Raw genomic sequence first — 21,227 nt, forward strand, 5'->3', positions numbered from 1 at the left:
TAGCCGATGGTCCGGGTTCTTTCCCTCTCGGACATGGACCTTAGCACCCATGCCCTCACTGCGCAGAAACGTTTCATAGCATTCGGAGTTTGTCAGGAATTGGTAGGCGGTGAAGCCCCCGCATCCAATCAGTAGCTCTACCTCTATGAAACTATCTACACGCTGCACCTAAATGCATTTCGGGGAGTACGAGCTATTTCCGAGCTTGATTGGCCTTTCACCCCTACCCACAGGTCATCCCAAGACTTTTCAACGTCAACGGGTTCGGTCCTCCACTGTGTGTTACCACAGCTTCAACCTGCCCATGGGTAGATCGCACGGTTTCGCGTCTACTACTACCGACTGTGGCGCCCTGTTAAGACTCGCTTTCGCTACGGCTCCGCCCCTGAAGGGCTTAACCTTGCCGGTAAAAGTAACTCGTAGGCTCATTATGCAAAAGGCACGCCGTCACGGTGCAAGCACCGCTCCGACCGCTTGTAGGCGTATGGTTTCAGGATCTATTTCACTCCGTTATTCACGGTTCTTTTCACCTTTCCCTCACGGTACTGGTTCACTATCGGTCTCTCAGGAGTATTTAGCCTTGGCGGATGGTCCCGCCGGATTCATACAGGGTTTCACGTGCCCCGCACTACTCAGGATACCACTATCTAAAAGGTCTTTGCCTATACCGGGCTATCACCGTCTATGGCCGCTCTTTCCAAAGCGTTCTAGTTCATAACTCCTCGAACATCGTGGTCCTACAACCCCGTTATTGCCGAAACAACAACGGTTTGGGCTAATCCGATTTCGCTCGCCGCTACTATCGGAATCACTTTTGTTTTCTCCTCCTCCGGCTACTTAGATGTTTCAGTTCACCGGGTTTGCTCCTCTTGCGAGGTGACATGTCTTCAACATGCCGGGTTGCCCCATTCGGATACCTGCGGATCATTTCGTGTGTGCCGATCCCCGCAGCTTTTCGCAGCTTATCGCGTCCTTCGTCGCCTCTGAGAGCCTAGGCATTCCCCATACGCCCTTTTCCAGCTTGTCGCTGTACCTTCTTACTTTGTATTCCAATTCGTACTCTTTACTTAAAAAATTCGTGTTTTTCTTCTCTTCAAAGTACACATATACCTAAATATATACGTACCCTGTCCCAATATGTCAATGAACTTTGTCGCGGGCCACGACAGGCAATCAAATCCCATCGAACCCACATACAATACATGAAGACAAATAAATTATCCCCGGGCATTGCCTGGTGGAGAATATCGGAGTCGAACCGATGACCTCCTGCGTGCAAGGCAGGCGCTCTAGCCAGCTGAGCTAATCCCCCGTCTTTTCAAAACGGAAATTCCAAAATAAAAATGAAATCCCAAATTCCAAAAACTTAGGGTCTTCTCAACTCCCAGAATTTCCAATACTTATCTTAAAGAACTTTTTTCAACTCCGAACCCAAATACTCTGAACTCTTAACTTGAAAATGTAGTCCCGGGCAGACTCGAACTGCCGACCTCTACATTATCAGTGTAGCGCTCTAACCAGCTGAGCTACGGGACTGTCCCGGATCACACTTTCGCGCGACCGTTCCTTTATACCATAATACCATGAAGACCTTTTCAATCGGAACCTGTCATAAAAAATAGAAAGAGGCACGGGGCGCGGTCGAAGGCCCCTCGAGGGGCGGCGCGCTTTCCTGTCGCGGCCCAAGGGCCACGAAGGTTCTGCTCTAGAAAGGAGGTGTTCCAGCCGCACCTTCCGGTACGGCTACCTTGTTACGACTTAGCCCTAGTTACCGATCTTGCCCTAGGCCGCTCCTTGCGGTGACGGACTTCAGGCACTCCCGGCTTCCATGGCTTGACGGGCGGTGTGTACAAGGCCCGGGAACGTATTCACCGGATCATGGCTGATATCCGATTACTAGCGATTCCAGCTTCACGGGGTCGGGTTGCAGACCCCGATCCGAACTGTGACCGGTTTTGTAGATTCGCTCTGCCTTGCGACATGGCTGCTCTCTGTACCGGCCATTGTAGCACGTGTGTGGCCCAGGACGTAAGGGCCGTGATGATTTGACGTCGTCCCCACCTTCCTCGCGGTTTGCACCGGCAGTCCCGTTAGAGTCCCCATCATGACATGCTGGCAACTAACGGTAGGGGTTGCGCTCGTTATAGGACTTAACCTGACACCTCACGGCACGAGCTGACGACAACCATGCAGCACCTTGCAAATTGCCCGAAGGAAAAGGTATCTCTACCCCTGTCAATATGCATTTAAGCCCTGGTAAGGTTCCTCGCGTATCATCGAATTAAACCACATGCTCCACCGCTTGTGCGGGCCCCCGTCAATTCCTTTGAGTTTCATTCTTGCGAACGTACTCCCCAGGTGGGATACTTATCACTTTCGCTTGGCCGCCCACTGCTCAAGGCAGCGGACAGCTAGTATCCATCGTTTACGGCGTGGACTACCAGGGTATCTAATCCTGTTCGCTCCCCACGCTTTCGTCCATCAGCGTCAGTTCATGGTTAGTCAGCTGCCTTCGCAATCGGTGTTCTATGTAATATCTATGCATTTCACCGCTACACTACATATTCCGCCAACTTCACCATGACTCAAGACCGACAGTATCAAAGGCATTTCTACGGTTGAGCCGCAGACTTTCACCCCTGACTTATCGGCCCGCCTACGGACCCTTTAAACCCAATAATTCCGGATAACGCTCGGACCCTCCGTATTACCGCGGCTGCTGGCACGGAGTTAGCCGGTCCTTATTCTTACGGTACCGTCAACAGGGCACACGTGCCCCTCTTTCTTCCCGTATAAAAGCAGTTTACTACCCATAGGGCATTCTTCCTGCACGCGGCATGGCTGGATCAGAGTCTCCTCCATTGTCCAATATTCCTCACTGCTGCCTCCCGTAGGAGTCTGGTCCGTGTCTCAGTACCAGTGTGGGGGATCCCCCTCTCAGGGCCCCTACCCATCGTAGCCATGGTAAGCCGTTACCTTACCATCAAGCTAATGGGACGCATGGCCATCCTTTACCGGCCGAAGCCTTTAACCTTATGATAATGCTATCTAAAGGTACCACGGGGCATTAATCCAAATTTCTCTGGGCTATTCCCCTGTAAAGGGCAGGTTCCATACGCGGTGCGCACCCGTGCGCCGGTCGCCGGCAAGAAAGCAAGCTTCCTCCCGCTGCCCCTCGACTTGCATGTGTTAGGCCTGCCGCTAGCGTTCATCCTGAGCCAGGATCAAACTCTTCATCGTTAATCTGTAAATAATCTTACGCGCCCGACGAAAAACAATCTCCCGGCCCCGTATCTCAATCCTATTAAATCTCAATATGGTTCCTTCCCCGCCCTTGGGCGGGGGTCGTTTGTCTTCACAGTATGTCAATGAACTATCCAAAAAAAAGAAAGCCCGTAAGCCCCCTTAATAACGCTTTTCCTCCAACAACATCAAATCCTATACGCCCAAAGCGGGTGCAAATATAAGATGGTTTTTTCGCTTACACAATACCTAATCCTATTTTTTTGACAAGGTTAACAAAAAAAGTTTTAACTATTTGAATATCAATGTTTAAGATGCCAACAAAAACTCCACAAAATTAGAATTCATCTATTTATTTATGTACTTCACTTTTGCTTCAGTCCATTAACGTAAAGTATTTCTACTGCAAACTTATATGGTAACCTTTTGTAATTCAGTTTTAATAGAAAAAGGGAGTTCAAAAGACCCCTAACACCTCCCCTGAAGAGGATCACGGACAAAGTGACTACCCTACGGGAATAGATACAATCAGACAAGAAGGCCACGAATGTGAAGTATCATTCGATAATCTATCTTTCTTATTCACATACAAGCCACAAACGCCAAAAGTTATTTAACCGCCTATGAGAAGAAATTCCATACGAGACCAAAACGGACGACGAAGTCGCGATAAGGATAATCTGGTGCAGCATAAAAATTCGGTTGGCTAAAGAAGGAATTAAAGTGTTCGGCCTTCAAATAAATACGAGTCTGTTGGACCTTCGCGTTAATAAAAAAATCAAGTAAAGGATATCCTCCCAACTTTTCATTGTTCTGAGTATAAAATTCCCCTAGGGCGGGATTATACCCATCCATGTTATAAGAGCTAAAATACTTCAAGGTGATACCTGTTTGAAGATACATGGCTTTTTTGAATACATCCGAAGAAAAGTAAAGCGTATTTCGAGTAACTAATTGGGGAACATTCAATACGTCACTTGACTGTGCCACTGTTTGATACATTACAGTATTGTTAAGTGCAAACTTGCCCAATCTAAATTCTTTATCGTACTTGACCTTTAAGTGGTTTACACTTTTGCTTTCTTGAAAAGGCCTGATAATGGTATTGTCTAGGCCCTCTTCAACAGTAATGGTCGGGTCGGCCGCAAAATAAGCGTAGTTGCCCAATCTGGAATACTTGGCCATGACATTGCCCCAAGTATGGGATTCAAAATCAAATTGTAGGCTATTCACATTTTCCTTTTCGAAAGTATTGGTGTTCTGCCAATTATAATTCGTGTAATCACTTTGGTACATCAAAAAATTAAAATCGGGCATGCTGTTCGATGAATGGAGGGTGACCCTGACTTTGTTCTTTTCATTGAAACGATAACTGGCCGCTGCGTCGAGAAGGCTCCCGGTCAGGCTTCCAGAAATGTTATATTTAACTCTTCCCTCTAACCTAAAACCTGCAATTGTTTTTGAATATTCCGCACCTATGGCAACTTCTTCACCTTTAAGCTGATTCTGAATGGTTTGTGTATCGGTAATTAGAATGCTATTGGTAAAATAGTTGTAGTTGTAAAGACTGATATTTCCTTCAAGCCTACCCAACGTGGCATTGTAGAATTCGGCGCTGAACTTATTAAACATGGTTTTCAAATTCATTCTATCGTTTATCGTAGTAACCAATGCGTCGCCGAAGTAAACGTTCGGGGCGGTTTGCGTAAACAAGTAATACTTTGTTTCGTAATCGAATTGATGACCTATCGATAGTGAAGTCTTCTCGACCCTTGAAGAATCTTTGTTCTTTCGAATCAATTTGTAGCTATGGTCCATATAGTACCGTTTCCCCAATAACTTATTCTCGGCATCACCGAATCGCACGTCGATACGAGACCGGTCCCTAAAGTTCGATTCTTCCGATTCGAACTGAAGTTCTTTGTTGGCCAAGCCCCCGTTTTCTTCAGTTTCAATATCTTGGGCAGCTATATGGGCCCTGAGCATATATCGACCGTTTTTTGTCACATAGTTCAAGGTCGTTCTGAAATTACCTGATTGGGCCTGATTGATCTGATATTTTCCCAAAGAACGGAAACCCTTGTAGGCGATGGAGTAATTAAATCTTCTTGACGTGTTGAAAGTTAACAGTGCATCCAACAATTGGCCCTCTTCAAAAGTGGTCTTAAAAAAAGGTCCGACATTGGGGTCGCTACATTGTAGTAGTCGATCTGTTCTTTCTCCAAATAATTGAAATGCTTTGCTTTCGCTCCCAATTTTGGATAGAAATCCACACGCTCGAAGTTAACGCCCAACTTATTGTAGGGCTGTCCCACGTTAGCGAAGGGCATCAATTCGAAATCATCGCGACGCAAGTAATTATACCTATATTCTTTTTGAATGGTCAAGGTAGTATCTAAATAGGTGGTATCTCTGGCATGTGAGATTATCTTGTAATCTTTAATCGTTATTTCCTCTTCGGGTAATGGCTTGTTGTTGGGGTTTCTCTTTTTTGAAAACTGGGTCGTGTCTTTTTGTTTTCCCTTGATCGGGGCTTCCTCTTGGGCAATTAGCGAGGCACTCATCAGAACAAAAAGCAATACGAGGAAATATCTCATGAATATTCGTTAGACGAACAAAGTTAATTTTTTTGTTCCTAACTAAATGTGAAAGTTTTCTCAAGTGTGTTGGAAGGATAAGCAACCACCTCTTTCGATTTCGACCAGATTTAATTTATATTCGCCAAAACTTATTACTTCAATTTTGCTCAAAAGCTTTCATAGCTATACCGATGAAATCGGAACGGATGAGGCAGGTCGTGGATGTTTGGCGGGCCCAGTAACGGCTGCGGCCTTAATTTTGCCAAAAACCTTTGAAAACACAACGCTAAATGATTCCAAGTTGCTTTCGGAAAAGAAGAGGGAAGCGCTTCGACCTATTATAGAAAATTCTTCGGTCTGTTTCGCCGTGGCCCATATTCTTCCTCAAAAAATTGATGAGATAAACATTTTGAATGCATCCATATTGGCCATGCACAAGGCTATTGAAAAATTGGAAGTCGATCCGAAATTTATCATTGTTGATGGCAATCGCTTTAAACCTTACGGAAACACTCCTTTTGAATGTATCATAAATGGGGACAGTAAATATATGAGCATCGCCGCGGCTTCAGTTTTGGCCAAGACCTACCGAGACTTCTATATGGAGGAGTTGCACGAGAAATATCCCATGTACAACTGGAAAAAAAACAAAGGATACCCGACCAAAGAACATCGGGATGCCATTCGAAAATATGGCCTCACCGAACATCATCGAAAAAGTTTCAGGCAACTGCCAATGCAAACCAGCCTTGATTTATAGGACACTTTTTAGAATCAATAGATTTCAGTGAATCGAATATTTTTCAAAAAGTTTTGTTTCACTGTGCATACATATAAAGTGCTTTATGTCATAAATTTGCAACAAAGTACCCACCATGAGGCTTAGAGGCTTTCTTATTCTGCTCACGATATTGATTTTGAGTTGTGGAAGGGAGGATAAAAAAAATATTCCTTTGTCGGACTATGTTCCGCATAATGCTTTGGCTGCAATACAGATCAACAATCTCGCTTCTCTTATCGACAGTCTCGAAAACAACGAATTTATTTCCCGATTGGAAAATCTGGAGTCATATAAGGCCATCATTGATAAAATCGCTTTTTTAGAACAACTAGATAGAGAATCTAACGGTATGTTGGTATTCTCAAAATCTGAAAGAGATAGTGTCGAAGTACTCTTTATTTCTGATACGTTGTCGAATATGTTCCATGTTGACAGTCTAAGAAACAAATATGCCGAACTTATCTCGTTTGACAACCAAACATTCGATAAGTATATCGTAAATGACAAAGCCATTTACAGTAGTGTTGTAGACAATAGGTTATTCATTAGCACCTCGGCAGAATTGTTGGATGATAATTTACAGCAGACCGAAGGAGACACCTCCGTTCTTTTCAAACGTCTGTATGCTATTGCCGATAAAAATAAACCGGCAAACTTGTTTTTAAACCTTAAGGAGAATGAATACCTGCTTTCCCAAATAACTTCCGATTCTTTACATATATCCATTTCAAAATTCTCCGACTGGGTCTATTTCGATACAGAAATTAGAACCGACTTTTTGGCCCTAAGCGGTCTAGCCGTGTCGAACGACTCGACTACCAAATACCTGAACCTTTTTAAGGATACCGAGCCTCTTCCCAACGCAACTCCCTTTTTTGCCCCTTTGGAATCAGAGTCGTTATTGACTTATACCTTTAATGACCAACGTGTATTTAAAAAAATCAAAAACACTTTCTTAGCAAAGTGCCCAAAAACGATTCGATCTTTAATACGGTGGAAGAAATCGGTATCGTACGTGTAAACGGAAAAAAGGCCGTGTTCATCAAAACCTATGGGTCTGAAGGTTTATTGGATTTTTTGGCCCTCCACCAAAAAAGCACTTCTAATTACCAAGGCAATAGCGTAAGAGAACTTGGTAACACCAATTTTCTGAACGCTAACTTTGACCCTCTCGTACAAAATTTCGTTGCCAACTATAGTACCGTTCTTGAGAATGTCTTCGTTTTTACGGAGAACAAAGAGACCGTACAAACGATAATTTCCAATTATAAAAATGGAAATACCTTCGGCAAGAATCCGGTTTATGGCTTTGCCAGCAAAAATGTAGGGTCATCCGCGTCGATATTATGGATATCGAATGCAAATCATGTTGAGCAACTCGTAAAAGATAATTTCATTGAAGATATACATGTAAATCTGAAAGATTCTAAGTTTAATGGCTATGCCTTCGCCGGTCAGATGGTTGCAAACGGAGATTTTTTCCATATCAATCTTTCTGCCCAAAAGATGTCAACGGAAAAAGCCCTAAAAATCATTAAACCTCTTTTCACTGTTTCTTTGGATGCAGAACCCGCCACCAATCCACAATTCATAACCAACCATAATACCAAGAAAAAAGAAATTATAGTTCAAGATGTTACGAACAACCTCTATCTCATTTCAAACAATGGAAAAATTCTTTGGAAGAAACAATTGAAAGGGCCCGTACAAGGCAAAATACATCAAGTAGATCTTTACAAGAACGGCCGATTACAGTTGGCCTTCACAACGAACAGCGAGTTTTTGATACTAGATAGAAATGGAAAAGAAGTGAAACCATTTACAATTTCGTATGAAGGTGGTAATCTCAATCCTTTGGCGGTATTCGACTATGAAGGAAAAAAAGACTATCGATTTGTAATAACGCAAGGTGAGAAAGTTTTCATGTACGACCGCAATGCAAAAATTGTAAAAGGATTCAAATACACACGTGCCGATAGCCCCATTCTTGATGCACCCAAGCATCTAGTAGTTGGCAACAAAGACTATTTGGCCTTCAAATTGGAAAATGGAAGCCTGCGATTGCTCAATCGCGTAGGCGATGTTCGAACCAAAGTGAGCGAAAAAATCGATTTCTCTGAAAATGAGGTCTATATTCATAAGAATAAATTTACCTTGACCGATAAGGAAGGCACTTTATATCAAATCGATAGTCAGGGCAAAATAACCAAGACCGCCTTCAATCTCAATCAAGATCATGGTTTTGACGCCACCAGTAATACGTTGGCACATATGAACGACAATACGCTAAGTATCAAAGGAAAAACGATAGAATTAGATCTTGGCGTATACACAAACCCAAAAATTTTCTATCTAAATGATAAGATTTACGTTAGCGTGACCGACATTCAAAATCAGCAGGTATATCTTTTCGATAGTCAAGCCAAACCGATTCCTAATTTTCCTATTTTCGGAACGTCGATTATCGACCTAGATGATGTTGACAACGACCAAAAACTAGAACTTACAGTTAAGAATCAAGATAATTCTATTGTCCTCTACACAATTAACTGATTTGATTCAAATTAGTGCACTTCATACAAAATTAGAGTCCACTGGCACAAGAATCCTAAATAGCTCCAACCTACTTTAGTATTTTGCAAGAATCAAAGAAAAGTAATTGAAAATGTATTGTTATGTGCTTTAGTCGTTAACCCTTGAATGATTTATACATTAAAAGGCTAAACAATAAAGAAAACGGTATCTTTTTTGTGCTACGTTCTCAATAACCAAAACGCCAATTTCTTTATCTTTAAGGCGTAAAAACACTATCATGAAAAAAATTGCTCGACTATTAAGAATCAGCCTTCCCCTAATTTTTATCTTCGCATTTGTACCCCAAGCGAACAGTCAGCTTCTAAAAAAATTAGGGAAGCGAGCAGAAAAAGCTGCGGAACGCGCGGTCGAACGTCGTGTTGAAAAAGAGACCACCGAAAAAACGGAAGAAGTACTTGATAGCATCCTAGAGCCCGGATCAAAAGGAGAAAAGGAAAAAAAGAGCCCCGTACCAAATGGTGAACCCTCTACTGATTCGGAATCAGGTAGCCATAGTCCAACTATAGAAGGTTCATCTGACCCAAATACTTCTTCGGAACCTAGTGGGCCGAAATCAATTACCGTATATAGTAAGTTCGATTTTGTGCCCGGCGACAAATTGCTGTTCTTCGATGATTTCGCCAATGATTTTGTGGGAGATTTTCCCAGTAAATGGAATACGAATGGTAGTGGCGAAGTAGTGACCCTCAATGACTCGAAAGACAAATGGTTTGAAATTCTACCTGGCTATACGACCTTTTACATACCCTACGTAGACTTGCCGGAAGAATACACTCTTGAATTCGACATTTTGAGTTCAGGCATCGATGCAAAAACCTCAAGCAGTGCATGGCTAGAGGTCGGGATTAGTTCTGATGACAAATTTCGATGGGGCGATTACTACGTACATGCAAATCTTCCTTTTGCACAATATACCCCTGTGGGAATTCGGGTTAAGAACCACATAAAGTATGGCGGTGGAGGTATAAACAATGTTGTCAAAGCAGACATTCGAGAAGCCGTTCTTGCTCAACCGCACATTTCTATTGCCGTCAACAAACAGCGATTTCGCCTTTGGGTCAACGAAAAGAAATATGTCGATATTCCAAAAGCAGTTCCTGCAGAGGGTGCAATTTCAACAATAAAATTTCAGCTACATGGCTTTAAAGATGGAAAGGAACGGCTGTTCATTCGCAATGTGAAGGTAGCAGAAGGTGGTTTGGACCTACGCAGAACGTTGATTTCAGATGGTAAAGTTTCCACAAACGGAATCCTATTTGATTCGGGCTCGGCCAATATTCAAGCACAATCCATGGGAATCATACGTCAAATCCATCAGGTTTTACAGCAAGAAAATAATATGAAATTGAAAATCGTCGGTCACACGGACTCCGATGGCGAAGATGCCTCAAATATGACACTTTCCAAAAACCGTGCAGAAGCAGTCAAAAATGCATTAGTCTCAGTGTATGGTGTTTCTTCTGACCGATTGAGTACCGAGGGCAAGGGAGAATCTGAACCCGTCGGCGACAATGGCACCACGGACGGAAAAGCACAGAACAGAAGAGTAGAATTCATTAAACAATAATTTTTAAACATACGATTAAGATGAAAAAATTAGTACTAAGTTTTCTTTTGGGCATATTAGTTATTCCAAATATAGTGGCGCAAGATAATTGCAGTAAATATTATCCGATGGTCGAAGGTACTTCGTTCGAGTATACGAACACAGATAAAAAAGGAAAGTCAGAAGGGGTGACCCGCTATACCATATCAGAGGTCACGCAAGAAGGTACAGCTACCAAAGCTACCTTCGATTTAAAATTTATTGATAAAAAAGGAAAGGAAATCTTTACTACCAATTATAAGATTACCTGCGAGGGAGATGTGGTCAGTATCGATTATCAATCGTTGTTTCCTTCACAAATGATGCAACAGTACACCGAAATGGGTCTTGAGATGGATATTACCGGAACCGACATTGAATTACCGAACGACCTCAGCGTCGGTCAAGACCTTGCAGACGCCAATGTCTCTGTGGCGATGAACATGAGCGGTATCAAGATGAATATCGACGTGAACCAGACCAATAGAAAAGTAGAAAAAAAGGAAAGTGTAACCACTGCGGCCGGCACTTTCGATTGTTTTCTAATTACTGAAACCACAAGTTCGAAAACCATGGGGGCCACCCAAGAAATGGATTCAAAATTATGGCTGGCCGAAGGCGTGGGCATGGTAAAACAAGAAACGTACAAAAAGAACGGTAATCTTATGAGTCGCACCGAACTGACCAAGTTCAGTAAATGACTTCATATTTTCGTAAAAGCATAGACCGAGGCCTGCACCTCGGTTTTTTAAGCACTTACCCATTGGTATATTTAATCTTCTGCACACTGAAAAAAGCCAACATGATACTATCAAAGTTTTATTTGGTTATCTTGTAGTTACTCATGCAGAGTATTTTTCTGAAGTAGAAATTTGACCCTATGCGGCGTATTATCCTTTTATTTTTACTGTTCTGTTTTCAAGGCGTACATGCGCAAAGCAATCACTTCAAAGACTCAGTAACAATTTCTGAGTTTAAAAAAAGGTAATTCTGCATATCAACCCGAAACCTGATAGTGCTCTTTTTTACATCAAGAAGAGTTTTGAAGTTGTGAAAACCAGTAATTATCAAAGAGGGTTGGCCGACACCGAATATCTACTGGCGCAGTACTACAAAAGAACCCAAAAAATCGACTCGGCCCTTGTTTATTTTGAAAGTTCGGCAAAACGAGCTGAGCAAGAGAACTACAATATTGGTGCTGCAATAGCCTATAATGGTCTATGTAGAAATCTGTACCTGCTGGCAAAATATGAGGATGCAGAAAGTGCCTGTAAAAAAGCGCTCGAAAACATAAAGTCTGAAAGTGATATCGAATATATGACAAAGGCAGACACCTATACTGCCTTAGGAACCATCTACTCACGTCAAGATTTAATTGAAAAAGCTCAGGAAAATTTCCTCAAGGTAGATTCGATGCATTTTCTGAGGCCCTTACGCCCAGATGTAATTGCTGCAGCCTATCAGAATTTAGGAGGCATACATTTAAAGTTTGATGATGTGACCCTGGCGGAATCATATTATAAGAAGGCCAATGATCAATTTAAAAAATTACCTGTTGCCGCGGCTGAATTCTACATGAGCAGCAACAATGTGGAATTGGGAAAACTTTTTTTACAAAGGGAGAGCTTGATAAGGCAGATAGTATATTGACAAAATCACATGAATTTTTCAAAAGATCAAAGATCTAACAACGGCGTCGGAAATCGCTACTAACCTAGCCAAAATCAAGTTAGAAAAAAAACAGTTTGAAAGTGCCGAAGCTTTATTCACTGAATCTTTTGAATTTTATGAACAGTCAGAATTTAAACTTGAAGGAGCGATCAATGCCATTGAATTAGCGAAACTTTCACTACTTAGAGAAAATCCACGTAACGCCCTTTCTTGGTCTCAGAAAGCCTCCTTATCGAACAAGAGCATTAAGAACGGTGTAATCGAGAAAGATTTGGCCTTTGTAATGGCCAAGACCTATTTTCAAATGGGCAACTACAAGAGGGCAAATGAACTAAATGAAGTAGGTTATGCAATAAAAGATTCCCTTGACCGTATTCAAAGTGCTGAAAAAATTCGAGAAATCGAAGGAAAATATCAAACGGCTCAAAGAGACAAAAAGATAAGACTTTTAAAAGCCCAGAACGAACTGGCCCAGCAACAAAAAAAGAACCAGCAGAATTTTCTATTGGCCGGTATTGGGGTAACATCTTTGGGCCTTCTTTTCTTTTTTATTTTATACAGAAACCGCCAAAAAACTAACCAAAAGCTATTGGAAATAGATCGACTAAAAAACAACTTCTTCACCAACATCTCTCACGAATTCAGAACACCCTTGACCCTAATATCTTCGCCCATTCAAGAAACTCTTGCAGATCCGATCTACCGAAAGAAAGGCGCAGTCATTTTGAAATGGCCGAAAGAAATACGGGCAGACTATTATCGCTGGTCGACCAATTGTTGGAGCTTTCAAAAATCGATAGCGGTAACCGTAAAATACAATTGGAAAAAGGCAAAGCCACGCATTTGATAGCCGCGTGGGCAGAATCGTTTTCATATCTGGCAAAGCAAAAAAATATCGACTTCGAAATCCAAATAGAAAACAAAGACAGAGAAGTCTGGTTCGACGCTGACGCCCTTGAAAAAATAACGGTCAATCTTTTGGGAAATGCGGTCAAGTATACCCCCGAAAATGGAGGCGTACGTATTTTCGCAAAGATCATAAGTGGTATTTTAGATTTCAAAATAGAGAATACCGGAGAAGGTCTTACCAAAGACCAAATCAAGACTCTTTTTGACCGCTTCTACCAAACCGACGAACAAAACGATGGTACTGGAATTGGACTTTCACTCGTAAAAGAACTTGCCGAATTGCACAAGGGAGCAGTTACCGTAACCAGCAATAAAAATCAAAACACCATATTTAGCGTTCAACTTTGTATCGACAAGAATAAGTTTAAGAATGTCATTTTCAAGAAAGATTCCGCTTATACGGAAAAAGTGCTTCAACCCGTTATAAATGATTCTTTTAGTGAAGTTGAGCCAACAATAGATGAAAATCTACCGATTCTATTGATTGTCGAAGATAATGTGGATGTACGTAACCTATTGGCCGATACCTTTCGAAAAGCATACCAAATTATTTCAGCATCGAATGGTGAAGAAGGTGTCGTAAAGGCCATCGAAAAAATACCTGATTTGATTATCTCCGACATTATGATGCCCATTAAAGATGGTATTCAATTGACAAAACAATTGAAAGAAGATGAACGTACCAGTCATATTCCAATTATTTTATTAACCGCGAAGGCAGGCGACGAAAATGAGCTTTCAGGCATCGAAGTGGGAGCCGATGATTATATTACCAAACCCTTCAATCAAAAAATACTAAAATCAAAGGTGACTTCTTTGATCGACCTTAGAAGAGAACTACGATCTCGATACAGCCAAGAGGTCATTTTAAAACCTAGGGATATTGCCATTACGTCGACCGACGAACGGTTCTTAGAAAAGTTACAGAGCGTTTTGGATGAAAAACTCATAGATCCTTCTTTCAGTGTTGAAAACTTCAGTGCCGCCGTTCATATGAGCCGTATGCAATTGCACCGAAAATTAAAGGCGTTGACCGGTCTTTCTACATCAGAATTTATTCGATCGCAACGTTTGAAATTGGCGGCCCAGATACTGAAAAAATCAGATGTGAGCATTTCTGAAGTTGGCTATAGTGTTGGTTTCAACGATCATGCCTATTTCAGTAAATGTTTTAAGGAAACTTACAATTGTACCCCTTCCGACTTTGCAATGAATAAATAATTGCTGTCGAAAACGTTGTTTTTAAAGGTCTTTCCGAGTGTGTTACATGGCTCATAGTTCTTGTTACATATTTCATAGTACTTCCTAAACTAGTCCGTTACATTCGCATTGTAAAGAGATAGACCATGGTTCGTCTCTATGTCAAGATAAATGATGATGACGGCTAAAAAAAGTAAAATGGAAGGTTCGCTTGACAGTTTCCCCGAAAATCAAATTTACCTAAATATCGACCAGCTAAAAGATGGCACCTATGTATTGAAAATCATGAAGAACAATAAGGTCATTAAAAAAACCACATTTAAAAAATAGAGATCAATACATATGAAAAATGGATTTTTTAACGCTCAATTCAATAGCTCACATACATATAAATTGAACTCTATTTATGGTACCCTTCTTTAAATCTAAACGTTAGTCTGGAGCAGGACAAACACTATTAAATAATTAATTAAACCCAATATTATGAAAGCAAAAATTATGATTCTGATGGTCTCACTAATAGGACTATCCTCATGTATCAAAGACTACCACGGCAGTGGACCCAAAGAAATCGAGTTTACCGAAAAAAATTACCTCTATGAAGGTCATCTATATCAAGTTTATATTGATGGGGAAATAGAGGCTTTAAACATTGAGATCCAAGTTTTGAAAGATAAAATTGCCAACGATCTTGGGGATGAAAATACCGAAAAGGATCTTGCCGCTGCAGCCGAGAGGCGAGACGGTCTTGAAGATGATTTGAAAAGTATCTTTTCATTGGAACAAGTGGGCATCCGCATTCCACCGCCACCGCCGCCATGCCCAATACCGAACAACTGTGACTTCTCAGGATTGGAATACGTATTAGCCGGTACCGGGGTCGAAAAAATTCGGATTCTGTTTTTCAATGAAGGTGGAGATGTAGTTGGTGGCGGCACCATCGATGAATTGAGCCCGCTGCCTGGTGCCGAGGGTCAAATCAATTACAGTAATCTTATGATCGGTGATCAAAATAGTCCCGTTTCAGCCATTCAAGTTCAAGTCTTTAATTCCGATGGGGTCGAAGAAAGAAACTATACCGTTAAATAAAAAACGAAGTGTTTGAGTATCTTACGGGTAACTTAGAGGAATTGTTGAAGTAAAACCGACATACTAATTCACCTACCGAAAAATCCAAGTTGCCCTGTATGGTACTACGTATTATCGTCATATCCCTTCTTTGCTTTTCTGCCACCACGTATGGTCAAGATGCTGAGTATGAAAATCAGATCGACATACTTCTGGGGAAGGGATATGCACATTACGGGGTTCAGAAAGACTCTGGGCAATACTATTTTAAAAAAATCGAGAATTTGGCGTGGGCCGAAAAAGACACTCTGACCCTGCTCGATATCCTAATTACCTCTAACCGTCATTTGGGCTATTTCTATGACCTGAGCACCATTAGGGAAAACTTATCTAAGATCGATAAGATTTCTGACCCCAAATCCAGTTTTTGGCAAAACCTTGAAGATTCACTTTTATATCGTAATTCGATTCGGGCCGATAAGGGTAACTTTTACTTTAAGTTAGGCAACAAAGGTAGGGCAAAGTCGTACTTCAACCACATAAAGAACTCGTATCAGAATCAACCGCCCGAATCACTTACACCAGATCATTTTCTTTTATTATCCAATTCGATGAGCTTTTTGGCCAAGACCTACCACTTGGAAGATAAGTTCAATCTGGCAAAAGATTACTACGAACAAACCATAAACTTAGTAAAGACGGTAACACCTGAAAATCTAAATAATCTATACATCAACTATGCTCTTTTGGCAGAAGTTCTAACCGATCAAGGCGATTATGAACAGGCCAACTCATATTTACGAACTACCCTTAAAGATGCCCTGGAACAAAACAATAATCCGAATAGAATCATTAGTGTTACCCATCATTTGGCCGAAAACTATTTATTACTTTCCAAAAAGGATAGTGCGCGCCATTATCTTGCAGTAATGGCAAACCATTTAGACAGAAGCCCAACTTTTAAGCAACTATATCACCGAACAAAGGCCAGGTTTGAGTTGCAAAACAATAACGTCAAAAGTGCCCTTAGTGAGATCGATCTAGCCCTTGACACCTATCTCGATCAGACCGGGGAACTGAATAATGAAAGGTTGGCCAATCTATATTTGGAAAAAGGAAAAATACTAATTCTTGCAAGGGATTTTCAAAACGCCCTCAAAGCTGCCGATAAAGGACTTGAATTACCATCCAGTAAATTTGGCACTGCCTATCTAGATTTAATGGCCTTAAAAACAGGCACATTGCTTAGTTTAGAAAAATTCAATGAGGTCGGTACTTCGGCATTTTTGGCAGTTAGCATGTTAGATAGCCTTAAAGCTGACTATCAGTATAGTTCCGATAAAATCGATCTTATTGAAAAGACCTTTCCTTTATTCGAATCGGCCCTAGAAGCTAACTATTCTAGTTTTAAAAAAGGGGCAACGACGAACATTTAGATAGGGCTTTCTTCTTTATGGAAAAGAGCAAGTCTGTATTGTTGTTAGAAGCCCTTATGTCGGCCAAAGCCGAGCGATTTGCTCAAGTACCAGATTCGTTGTTGGAAAAAGAGCGCCTACTACGTTCGGAAATTACCTCATTGGAAAAAGAGTTAATAAAAAATACAAATGAAAAGGAGAAGCTTAAAAGTGACATCTTTCTTTTAAAGGAGCAGCAAGCCGGCCTTATGAAATTTGTGTCCGCAAATTATCCCGACTACTATAGCTTGAGGTACGGTGCGAACGTAACCGACCCGAATTCTTTTTCCAAAGAACTTGACCCAGACGAGTTGATGATAAGTTACTTCTATGGAAATCAAGCTATCTACGCCCTCTCCATAAGCCAACAGTCAAAAAATTTGATTAAAATACCTCTCGACAAGGCACTCGAAAATAAAATCAAAGAAGTACATGAAATGCTTTCAGATTCGAAATCGGACATAAGCGACTTGTCAAATTTAACATACGAACTCTATGGTATATTAATAGCGCCTTTGCTTTCTTCACCCGAAACCTCAAAATTGACACTGATTACCGACGGGCTTCTTAGTTATCTTCCTTTTTCTGCTTTAAATACGGATTCGAACGGATTGACCTATCTGGTCGAAAATTATGCTATAAGTTATGCCAATTCTGCCACATTATTAAAACAATTAAATGAGCGAGAACCCGCCAGTGAATCTCAAATGCTTGCGTTTGCCCCGAGCTTTGATGGCAAGACGGAGGTCAGCTTAGATCGTTCTAAATTACTGCCTTTGCCCCATAACAAAAAGGAAGTCGCACAAATATCGAAGTCTTTCGATGGTCGTTCTTTTGTAGATAAAGAGGCATCCCTCGATCGCTTCAGGTCAGAGGCTAAGGGTTTTACTATTTTACATTTGGCGACACATGCCATCTTTGATGACAGCACGCCGGAATACTCCTATTTAGCATTTGCGCAAGTCGACCAACCTATTGATGAAAGTATTTTGTTCGTCGCTGACTTGTACAACCTAAGAACAGACGTGGACCTAGTAACTCTCAGCGCATGTGAAACTGGTATAGGCGAATTGAAGCGAGGTGAAGGGTTTCTAAGTTTGGCCCGAGGATTTTTCTACAGTGGGGCCGCAAGCATCGCCAGTACCCTCTGGAAAGTCAATGATGCCTCCTCGACCCAGCTGATGGATTCGTTCTATAAAAATCTAGCGGAGGGAAAAACAAAAGATCAGGCATTGCAAAAGGCAAAAAAAACATTCATAAAAGACAACAGTCAGAATGCACTCGCCCACCCATATTATTGGTCAGGATTTGTTATTTCGGGAAATACATCACCCCTAATATCTTCAAATATATGGTCATGGCTTATTTTAGGAATTGTAGGCTTATCAATTTTACTCGGACTTTACTTTTTGAAGAAAAGAAAAAGCTAGTCTAGCTCTTTTAAGAGTTCCTCCGCTTTTGACCTGTTATAATCGTAGTTTTCAATATGATGCTCGAGAACGGCAATGGCATTTTTCTTGTCTTCCTCTTTTAGGTAGGCCAATGCCAGGTACCAATTTGCTTCCGCCTTGAACTCGTCATCCGTTTCAATGACTTTGTTAAAAAGGGCAATAGCGTCCCTGTTTTTGTCAAGATTCAAGTAGGTTTGGGCCAGATAGAAATTACTATGTTCTATGCTTCCCTTATCTTCCGAAGAAAGAAAAATTTTGGCGGCCAATTCATAATCACCCGATTCATAGGCTGCAAAAGCATCCCTTTCCAAAGATTGAACAGTATCGCTCCTTGTAATCGTGTAAACCGTATTCGGATATTCTTGAAAGTTCGATTCGTACAGATCATTATAATTGGGTCCAGAGAGGCTATTATAAACAATCCATCCTAAAGCTGCTAACAAGGTAATTGAAGCTGCAATGGACCATTTTTGGTAGTTGGGCTTCAATCTTCTTACCGGGGCCGATTGCGAAATATCCTTCTCGAAACCGACCAACCTTTGCTTTAAATCTTTAGTCTCTTTGTCTCGGATTGCATTTTGTATATCGCTTTCGAAATCGAACTGTTTCTTAAAATCTGGATCGGTTACCAACAGCTCGTCGAACCGCTGCTTCTGCTCGGCAGTGAGCTCCTTTGAGAAATATAGATATAGTAACTGCTCCTTTTCCATCACACTATATATTTTCTTTTATCCGTTCCCTTAATGTCTTCATACAACGCGATTTTGCCGCTTTCACCACATTCTCGTTGTTGTAGTTCTCGGCTTCCATGATTTCTTTGATCGTGTAGCCACGATAGTAAAAAAGTGTCAATAGTTCTTGACATTTTTTACCGAGAGTCGTGAAATACTTCTGCAACAATTGTTGCTCGGCAGTTAACGCCGGCTTCTCTATTTCTAGAGTACTGACCAACTCATCGGCTTCTCCGACCATTGAAAGGTCATAATTGCCACTTACCTTCTTTTTGTTTTTTCTCATCTGATCGAAAATCAAATATTTTCCAATTCCGAAAAGATAGGTGGAAATACTACTTGTAAAGCGCTCTATCTTTCCGCTCATAACATTGTCGTAAAAAATAACATAGGCATCTTGGTAAATATCAACGTTTTCTTCATCGGTGAGGTTATATCGCCTAGCGAAGTTCAAGAACTTTCCCCTGTTCTCTTCGTACACTCTTCTTAGGACGTTCTCAGAACCTTGTCTTAATTCTTCGAGTGTAAATTCTACCTGTGCATTTTCCATTTAATGCCGTTCTAACAAAAAGGTTAACATGTGGTTACAGCTAATTTAACATTTTTTGTACGCCTATATCGGTCAATTCCGCGATAAATCAAACGGAATCAAGTGTTTGTAGTAATTCGATTACAAATAACTTTTGTCAGGTTTCCTTTGAAAGCCGTTTCCTTATCCTTTTTCAAGAAATAAAATGAGTTTCCTGTTAACCTATTAGCATCTCCTCCATAAAAAGGAAACAATAAAATAAGGAAGTCATGAAAACGATAAAAGTACTATTACCCATGTTCATACTCATTGGCCTAAGTGCCTGCGAAAAAGAAAATCTCTTCGATTTCGGGGCACAGGGCTTAATCGAAAATCCCATTCCGAGTCCTTTACCACAAGAAGATTTGCTTCCAGAAGATTTTGTAAACCTTACGTTCACGGTTCGTAGCCAAGAGGATCAAATGGGAAAGTTTGCAGAGAACGCTATGGTAGAATTCAATGGAAAAATCTGGTCGATTGGAGGCAAAAATGAACATTCGGCAGGCACCTCATTGAACGCTGTATGGGCCAGTGATAATGGCGAGCATTGGTACTCTGTCACCAGTGGGCTTTTTGATGAACGAAGTGCCCATACCCTGACCGTATTCGATAATAAAATGTGGCTGATCGGTGGAGTTAACAATTCAGGTCGCCACCTTTCAAATGTCTGGTATTCAGAAGACGGATCTACATGGGTATTGGCAACCGATACACCTGCCTTTGGTAGTGCCGCCTATCACAACACCATTGTTTTTAACGGAAAGTTGTTCCTCATCGGCGATGCCTCAGGAGGCTATATAAAGGTGTGGTCATCGGTAGATGGAATTGAATGGGAGGAAGAAAATTCCATGGCCTTTTCAAGTAGGGAGAATTTTAGAACAGTGGTTTTCAATAATATCATTTATGTAATTGGAGGTAACTATACCTCAATATCCTTCAATGAGATTTGGGCCAGTAATGATGGAACCGAATGGTCGCAGGTAACACCATCTGGCACTATTTTTTCCGCACGTTTTGCACATACGGTGACCGTACACGAGGGGCGGGTATGGGTAGTTGGCGGTAGCAATGTTTCGCCCTCAGATTTCGTACTTGACTTTTGGTATTCAGATGATATGGTCGAATGGATCGAGTATTCCGGAGCCCTTCCATCCACCGAGGGTCTTGCTAATCATGCAGCGCTCAGTTACAACGGTGAAATATGGTTGTTCGGTGGATATCAAGATGAAGGGTCAGCAATACGAATGATAGGGTCGATTCGAAGTATCCATGCCGATTAATCGCTTTTATAAGCTTTCAATATTAAAAACTCAAAAATTTTCAATCTGATATCTACATGGTCATTTAGTATAAGAGACTGTGCCCATCAAATTGGGCACAGCTTTTTCATTA

At 41.3% G+C, this 21,227-nt stretch carries 15 protein-coding genes, 2 tRNA genes, 2 rRNA genes and 1 pseudogene (1 of these 20 cut by a window edge); 13 read left to right on the forward strand and 7 right to left on the reverse strand.

Annotated features, from left to right (window positions below; all coding sequences use genetic code 11):
• The 5 genes and pseudogenes from N8A86_RS04455 to N8A86_RS04475 form a co-directional block, all read right to left on the reverse strand.
• Positions 1–1,028: ribosomal RNA gene (locus N8A86_RS04455) — 23S ribosomal RNA — on the reverse strand (it extends 1,810 nt beyond the left edge of the window).
• A 207-nt stretch (positions 1,029–1,235) separates the two neighbouring features.
• Positions 1,236–1,312, reverse strand: a tRNA-Ala gene (locus N8A86_RS04460).
• A gap of 150 nt (positions 1,313–1,462) precedes the next feature.
• Positions 1,463–1,536: transfer RNA gene (locus N8A86_RS04465), tRNA-Ile, on the reverse strand.
• A 173-nt stretch (positions 1,537–1,709) separates the two neighbouring features.
• Positions 1,710–3,240: ribosomal RNA gene (locus N8A86_RS04470) — 16S ribosomal RNA — on the reverse strand.
• The 16S and 23S rRNA genes sit together here with 2 tRNA genes alongside, the layout of an rRNA operon.
• Before the next feature lie 624 nt (positions 3,241–3,864).
• A pseudogene (locus tag N8A86_RS04475) lies at positions 3,865–5,840 on the reverse strand (putative porin).
• A gap of 142 nt (positions 5,841–5,982) precedes the next feature.
• Between N8A86_RS04475 and rnhB the strand changes: the two are divergent.
• From rnhB to N8A86_RS04535, 12 genes are all read left to right on the forward strand, one after another.
• Positions 5,983–6,582, forward strand: a complete 600-nt coding sequence (rnhB, locus tag N8A86_RS04480) for a ribonuclease HII (RefSeq protein WP_430682195.1) — start codon at positions 5,983–5,985, stop codon at positions 6,580–6,582.
• Positions 6,583–6,697: 115 nt separating this feature from the next.
• Entirely contained in the window at positions 6,698–7,624 is a 927-nt protein-coding gene (locus tag N8A86_RS04485) for a hypothetical protein (protein ID WP_273567967.1), read from the forward strand.
• Entirely contained in the window at positions 7,567–9,156 is a 1,590-nt protein-coding gene (locus N8A86_RS04490; RefSeq protein WP_273567968.1) for a hypothetical protein, read from the forward strand. The genes N8A86_RS04485 and N8A86_RS04490 overlap by 58 nt, the downstream gene beginning before the upstream one ends.
• A 259-nt stretch (positions 9,157–9,415) precedes the next feature.
• Positions 9,416–10,765, forward strand: a complete 1,350-nt coding sequence (locus tag N8A86_RS04495; RefSeq protein WP_273567969.1) for an OmpA family protein — start codon at positions 9,416–9,418, stop codon at positions 10,763–10,765.
• A gap of 20 nt (positions 10,766–10,785) precedes the next feature.
• Positions 10,786–11,484, forward strand: a complete 699-nt coding sequence (locus N8A86_RS04500) for a TapB family protein (protein ID WP_273567970.1) — start codon at positions 10,786–10,788, stop codon at positions 11,482–11,484.
• A gap of 349 nt (positions 11,485–11,833) precedes the next feature.
• Positions 11,834–12,433, forward strand: coding sequence for a tetratricopeptide repeat protein (locus N8A86_RS04505; RefSeq protein WP_273567971.1), 600 nt, complete (start codon positions 11,834–11,836; stop codon positions 12,431–12,433).
• Positions 12,434–12,725: 292 nt separating this feature from the next.
• Positions 12,726–13,301 carry an ATP-binding protein gene (locus N8A86_RS04510; RefSeq protein ID WP_273567972.1) on the forward strand — a complete coding sequence of 192 codons (576 nt, stop codon included), beginning with the start codon at positions 12,726–12,728 and terminating at the stop codon, positions 13,299–13,301.
• Positions 13,184–14,584 (forward strand): hybrid sensor histidine kinase/response regulator transcription factor, encoded by a 1,401-nt coding sequence (locus N8A86_RS04515; RefSeq protein ID WP_273567973.1) that lies wholly within the window; start codon positions 13,184–13,186, stop codon positions 14,582–14,584. Before N8A86_RS04510 ends, N8A86_RS04515 begins: the two co-directional genes overlap by 118 nt.
• A 177-nt stretch (positions 14,585–14,761) precedes the next feature.
• Positions 14,762–14,893 (forward strand): T9SS type A sorting domain-containing protein, encoded by a 132-nt coding sequence (locus tag N8A86_RS04520; RefSeq protein ID WP_273567974.1) that lies wholly within the window; start codon positions 14,762–14,764, stop codon positions 14,891–14,893.
• A 153-nt stretch (positions 14,894–15,046) separates the two neighbouring features.
• A complete protein-coding gene (locus N8A86_RS04525; protein WP_273567975.1) occupies positions 15,047–15,652 on the forward strand; it encodes a hypothetical protein in 606 nt (201 codons plus the stop codon).
• A 98-nt stretch (positions 15,653–15,750) separates the two neighbouring features.
• Positions 15,751–17,067 (forward strand): tetratricopeptide repeat protein, encoded by a 1,317-nt coding sequence (locus tag N8A86_RS04530; protein WP_273567976.1) that lies wholly within the window; start codon positions 15,751–15,753, stop codon positions 17,065–17,067.
• A gap of 17 nt (positions 17,068–17,084) precedes the next feature.
• Complete coding sequence (locus N8A86_RS04535; protein WP_273567977.1) at positions 17,085–18,515, forward strand: CHAT domain-containing protein; 1,431 nt, start codon at positions 17,085–17,087, stop codon at positions 18,513–18,515.
• Here the strand turns inward: N8A86_RS04535 and N8A86_RS04540 are convergent.
• Entirely contained in the window at positions 18,512–19,246 is a 735-nt protein-coding gene (locus N8A86_RS04540) for a tetratricopeptide repeat protein (protein ID WP_273567978.1), read from the reverse strand. The two genes, N8A86_RS04535 and N8A86_RS04540, sit on opposite strands and share 4 nt — an antisense overlap.
• Positions 19,247–19,250: 4 nt before the next feature.
• Complete coding sequence (locus tag N8A86_RS04545) at positions 19,251–19,817, reverse strand: RNA polymerase sigma factor (RefSeq protein WP_273567979.1); 567 nt, start codon at positions 19,815–19,817, stop codon at positions 19,251–19,253.
• A gap of 248 nt (positions 19,818–20,065) precedes the next feature.
• On the opposite strand from N8A86_RS04545, the gene N8A86_RS04550 reads away from it, so the two are divergent.
• Positions 20,066–21,115, forward strand: a complete 1,050-nt coding sequence (locus tag N8A86_RS04550; protein ID WP_273567980.1) for a DUF6242 domain-containing protein — start codon at positions 20,066–20,068, stop codon at positions 21,113–21,115.
• Positions 21,116–21,227 lie beyond the last annotated feature (112 nt).

Source organism: Maribacter halichondriae (assembly GCF_027474825.1).
GTDB classification, from domain to species: Bacteria; Bacteroidota; Bacteroidia; order Flavobacteriales; family Flavobacteriaceae; genus Meishania; species Meishania halichondriae.

Bases quoted from the DNA above. Each gene is read 5' to 3' on its own strand.
- N8A86_RS04485 (WP_273567967.1), top strand. From the start codon at position 6,698: ATGAGGCTTAGAGGCTTTCTTATTCTGCTCACGATATTGATTTTGAGT.
- N8A86_RS04495 (WP_273567969.1), top strand. From the start codon at position 9,416: ATGAAAAAAATTGCTCGACTATTAAGAATCAGCCTTCCCCTAATTTTT.
- N8A86_RS04500 (WP_273567970.1), top strand. From the start codon at position 10,786: ATGAAAAAATTAGTACTAAGTTTTCTTTTGGGCATATTAGTTATTCCA.
- N8A86_RS04515 (WP_273567973.1), top strand. From the start codon at position 13,184: ATGGCCGAAAGAAATACGGGCAGACTATTATCGCTGGTCGACCAATTG.
- N8A86_RS04520 (WP_273567974.1), top strand. From the start codon at position 14,762: ATGGAAGGTTCGCTTGACAGTTTCCCCGAAAATCAAATTTACCTAAAT.
- N8A86_RS04525 (WP_273567975.1), top strand. From the start codon at position 15,047: ATGAAAGCAAAAATTATGATTCTGATGGTCTCACTAATAGGACTATCC.
- N8A86_RS04530 (WP_273567976.1), top strand. From the start codon at position 15,751: ATGGTACTACGTATTATCGTCATATCCCTTCTTTGCTTTTCTGCCACC.
- N8A86_RS04535 (WP_273567977.1), top strand. From the start codon at position 17,085: ATGGAAAAGAGCAAGTCTGTATTGTTGTTAGAAGCCCTTATGTCGGCC.
- N8A86_RS04540 (WP_273567978.1), bottom strand. From the start codon at position 19,246: ATGGAAAAGGAGCAGTTACTATATCTATATTTCTCAAAGGAGCTCACT.
- N8A86_RS04545 (WP_273567979.1), bottom strand. From the start codon at position 19,817: ATGGAAAATGCACAGGTAGAATTTACACTCGAAGAATTAAGACAAGGT.
- N8A86_RS04550 (WP_273567980.1), top strand. From the start codon at position 20,066: ATGAAAACGATAAAAGTACTATTACCCATGTTCATACTCATTGGCCTA.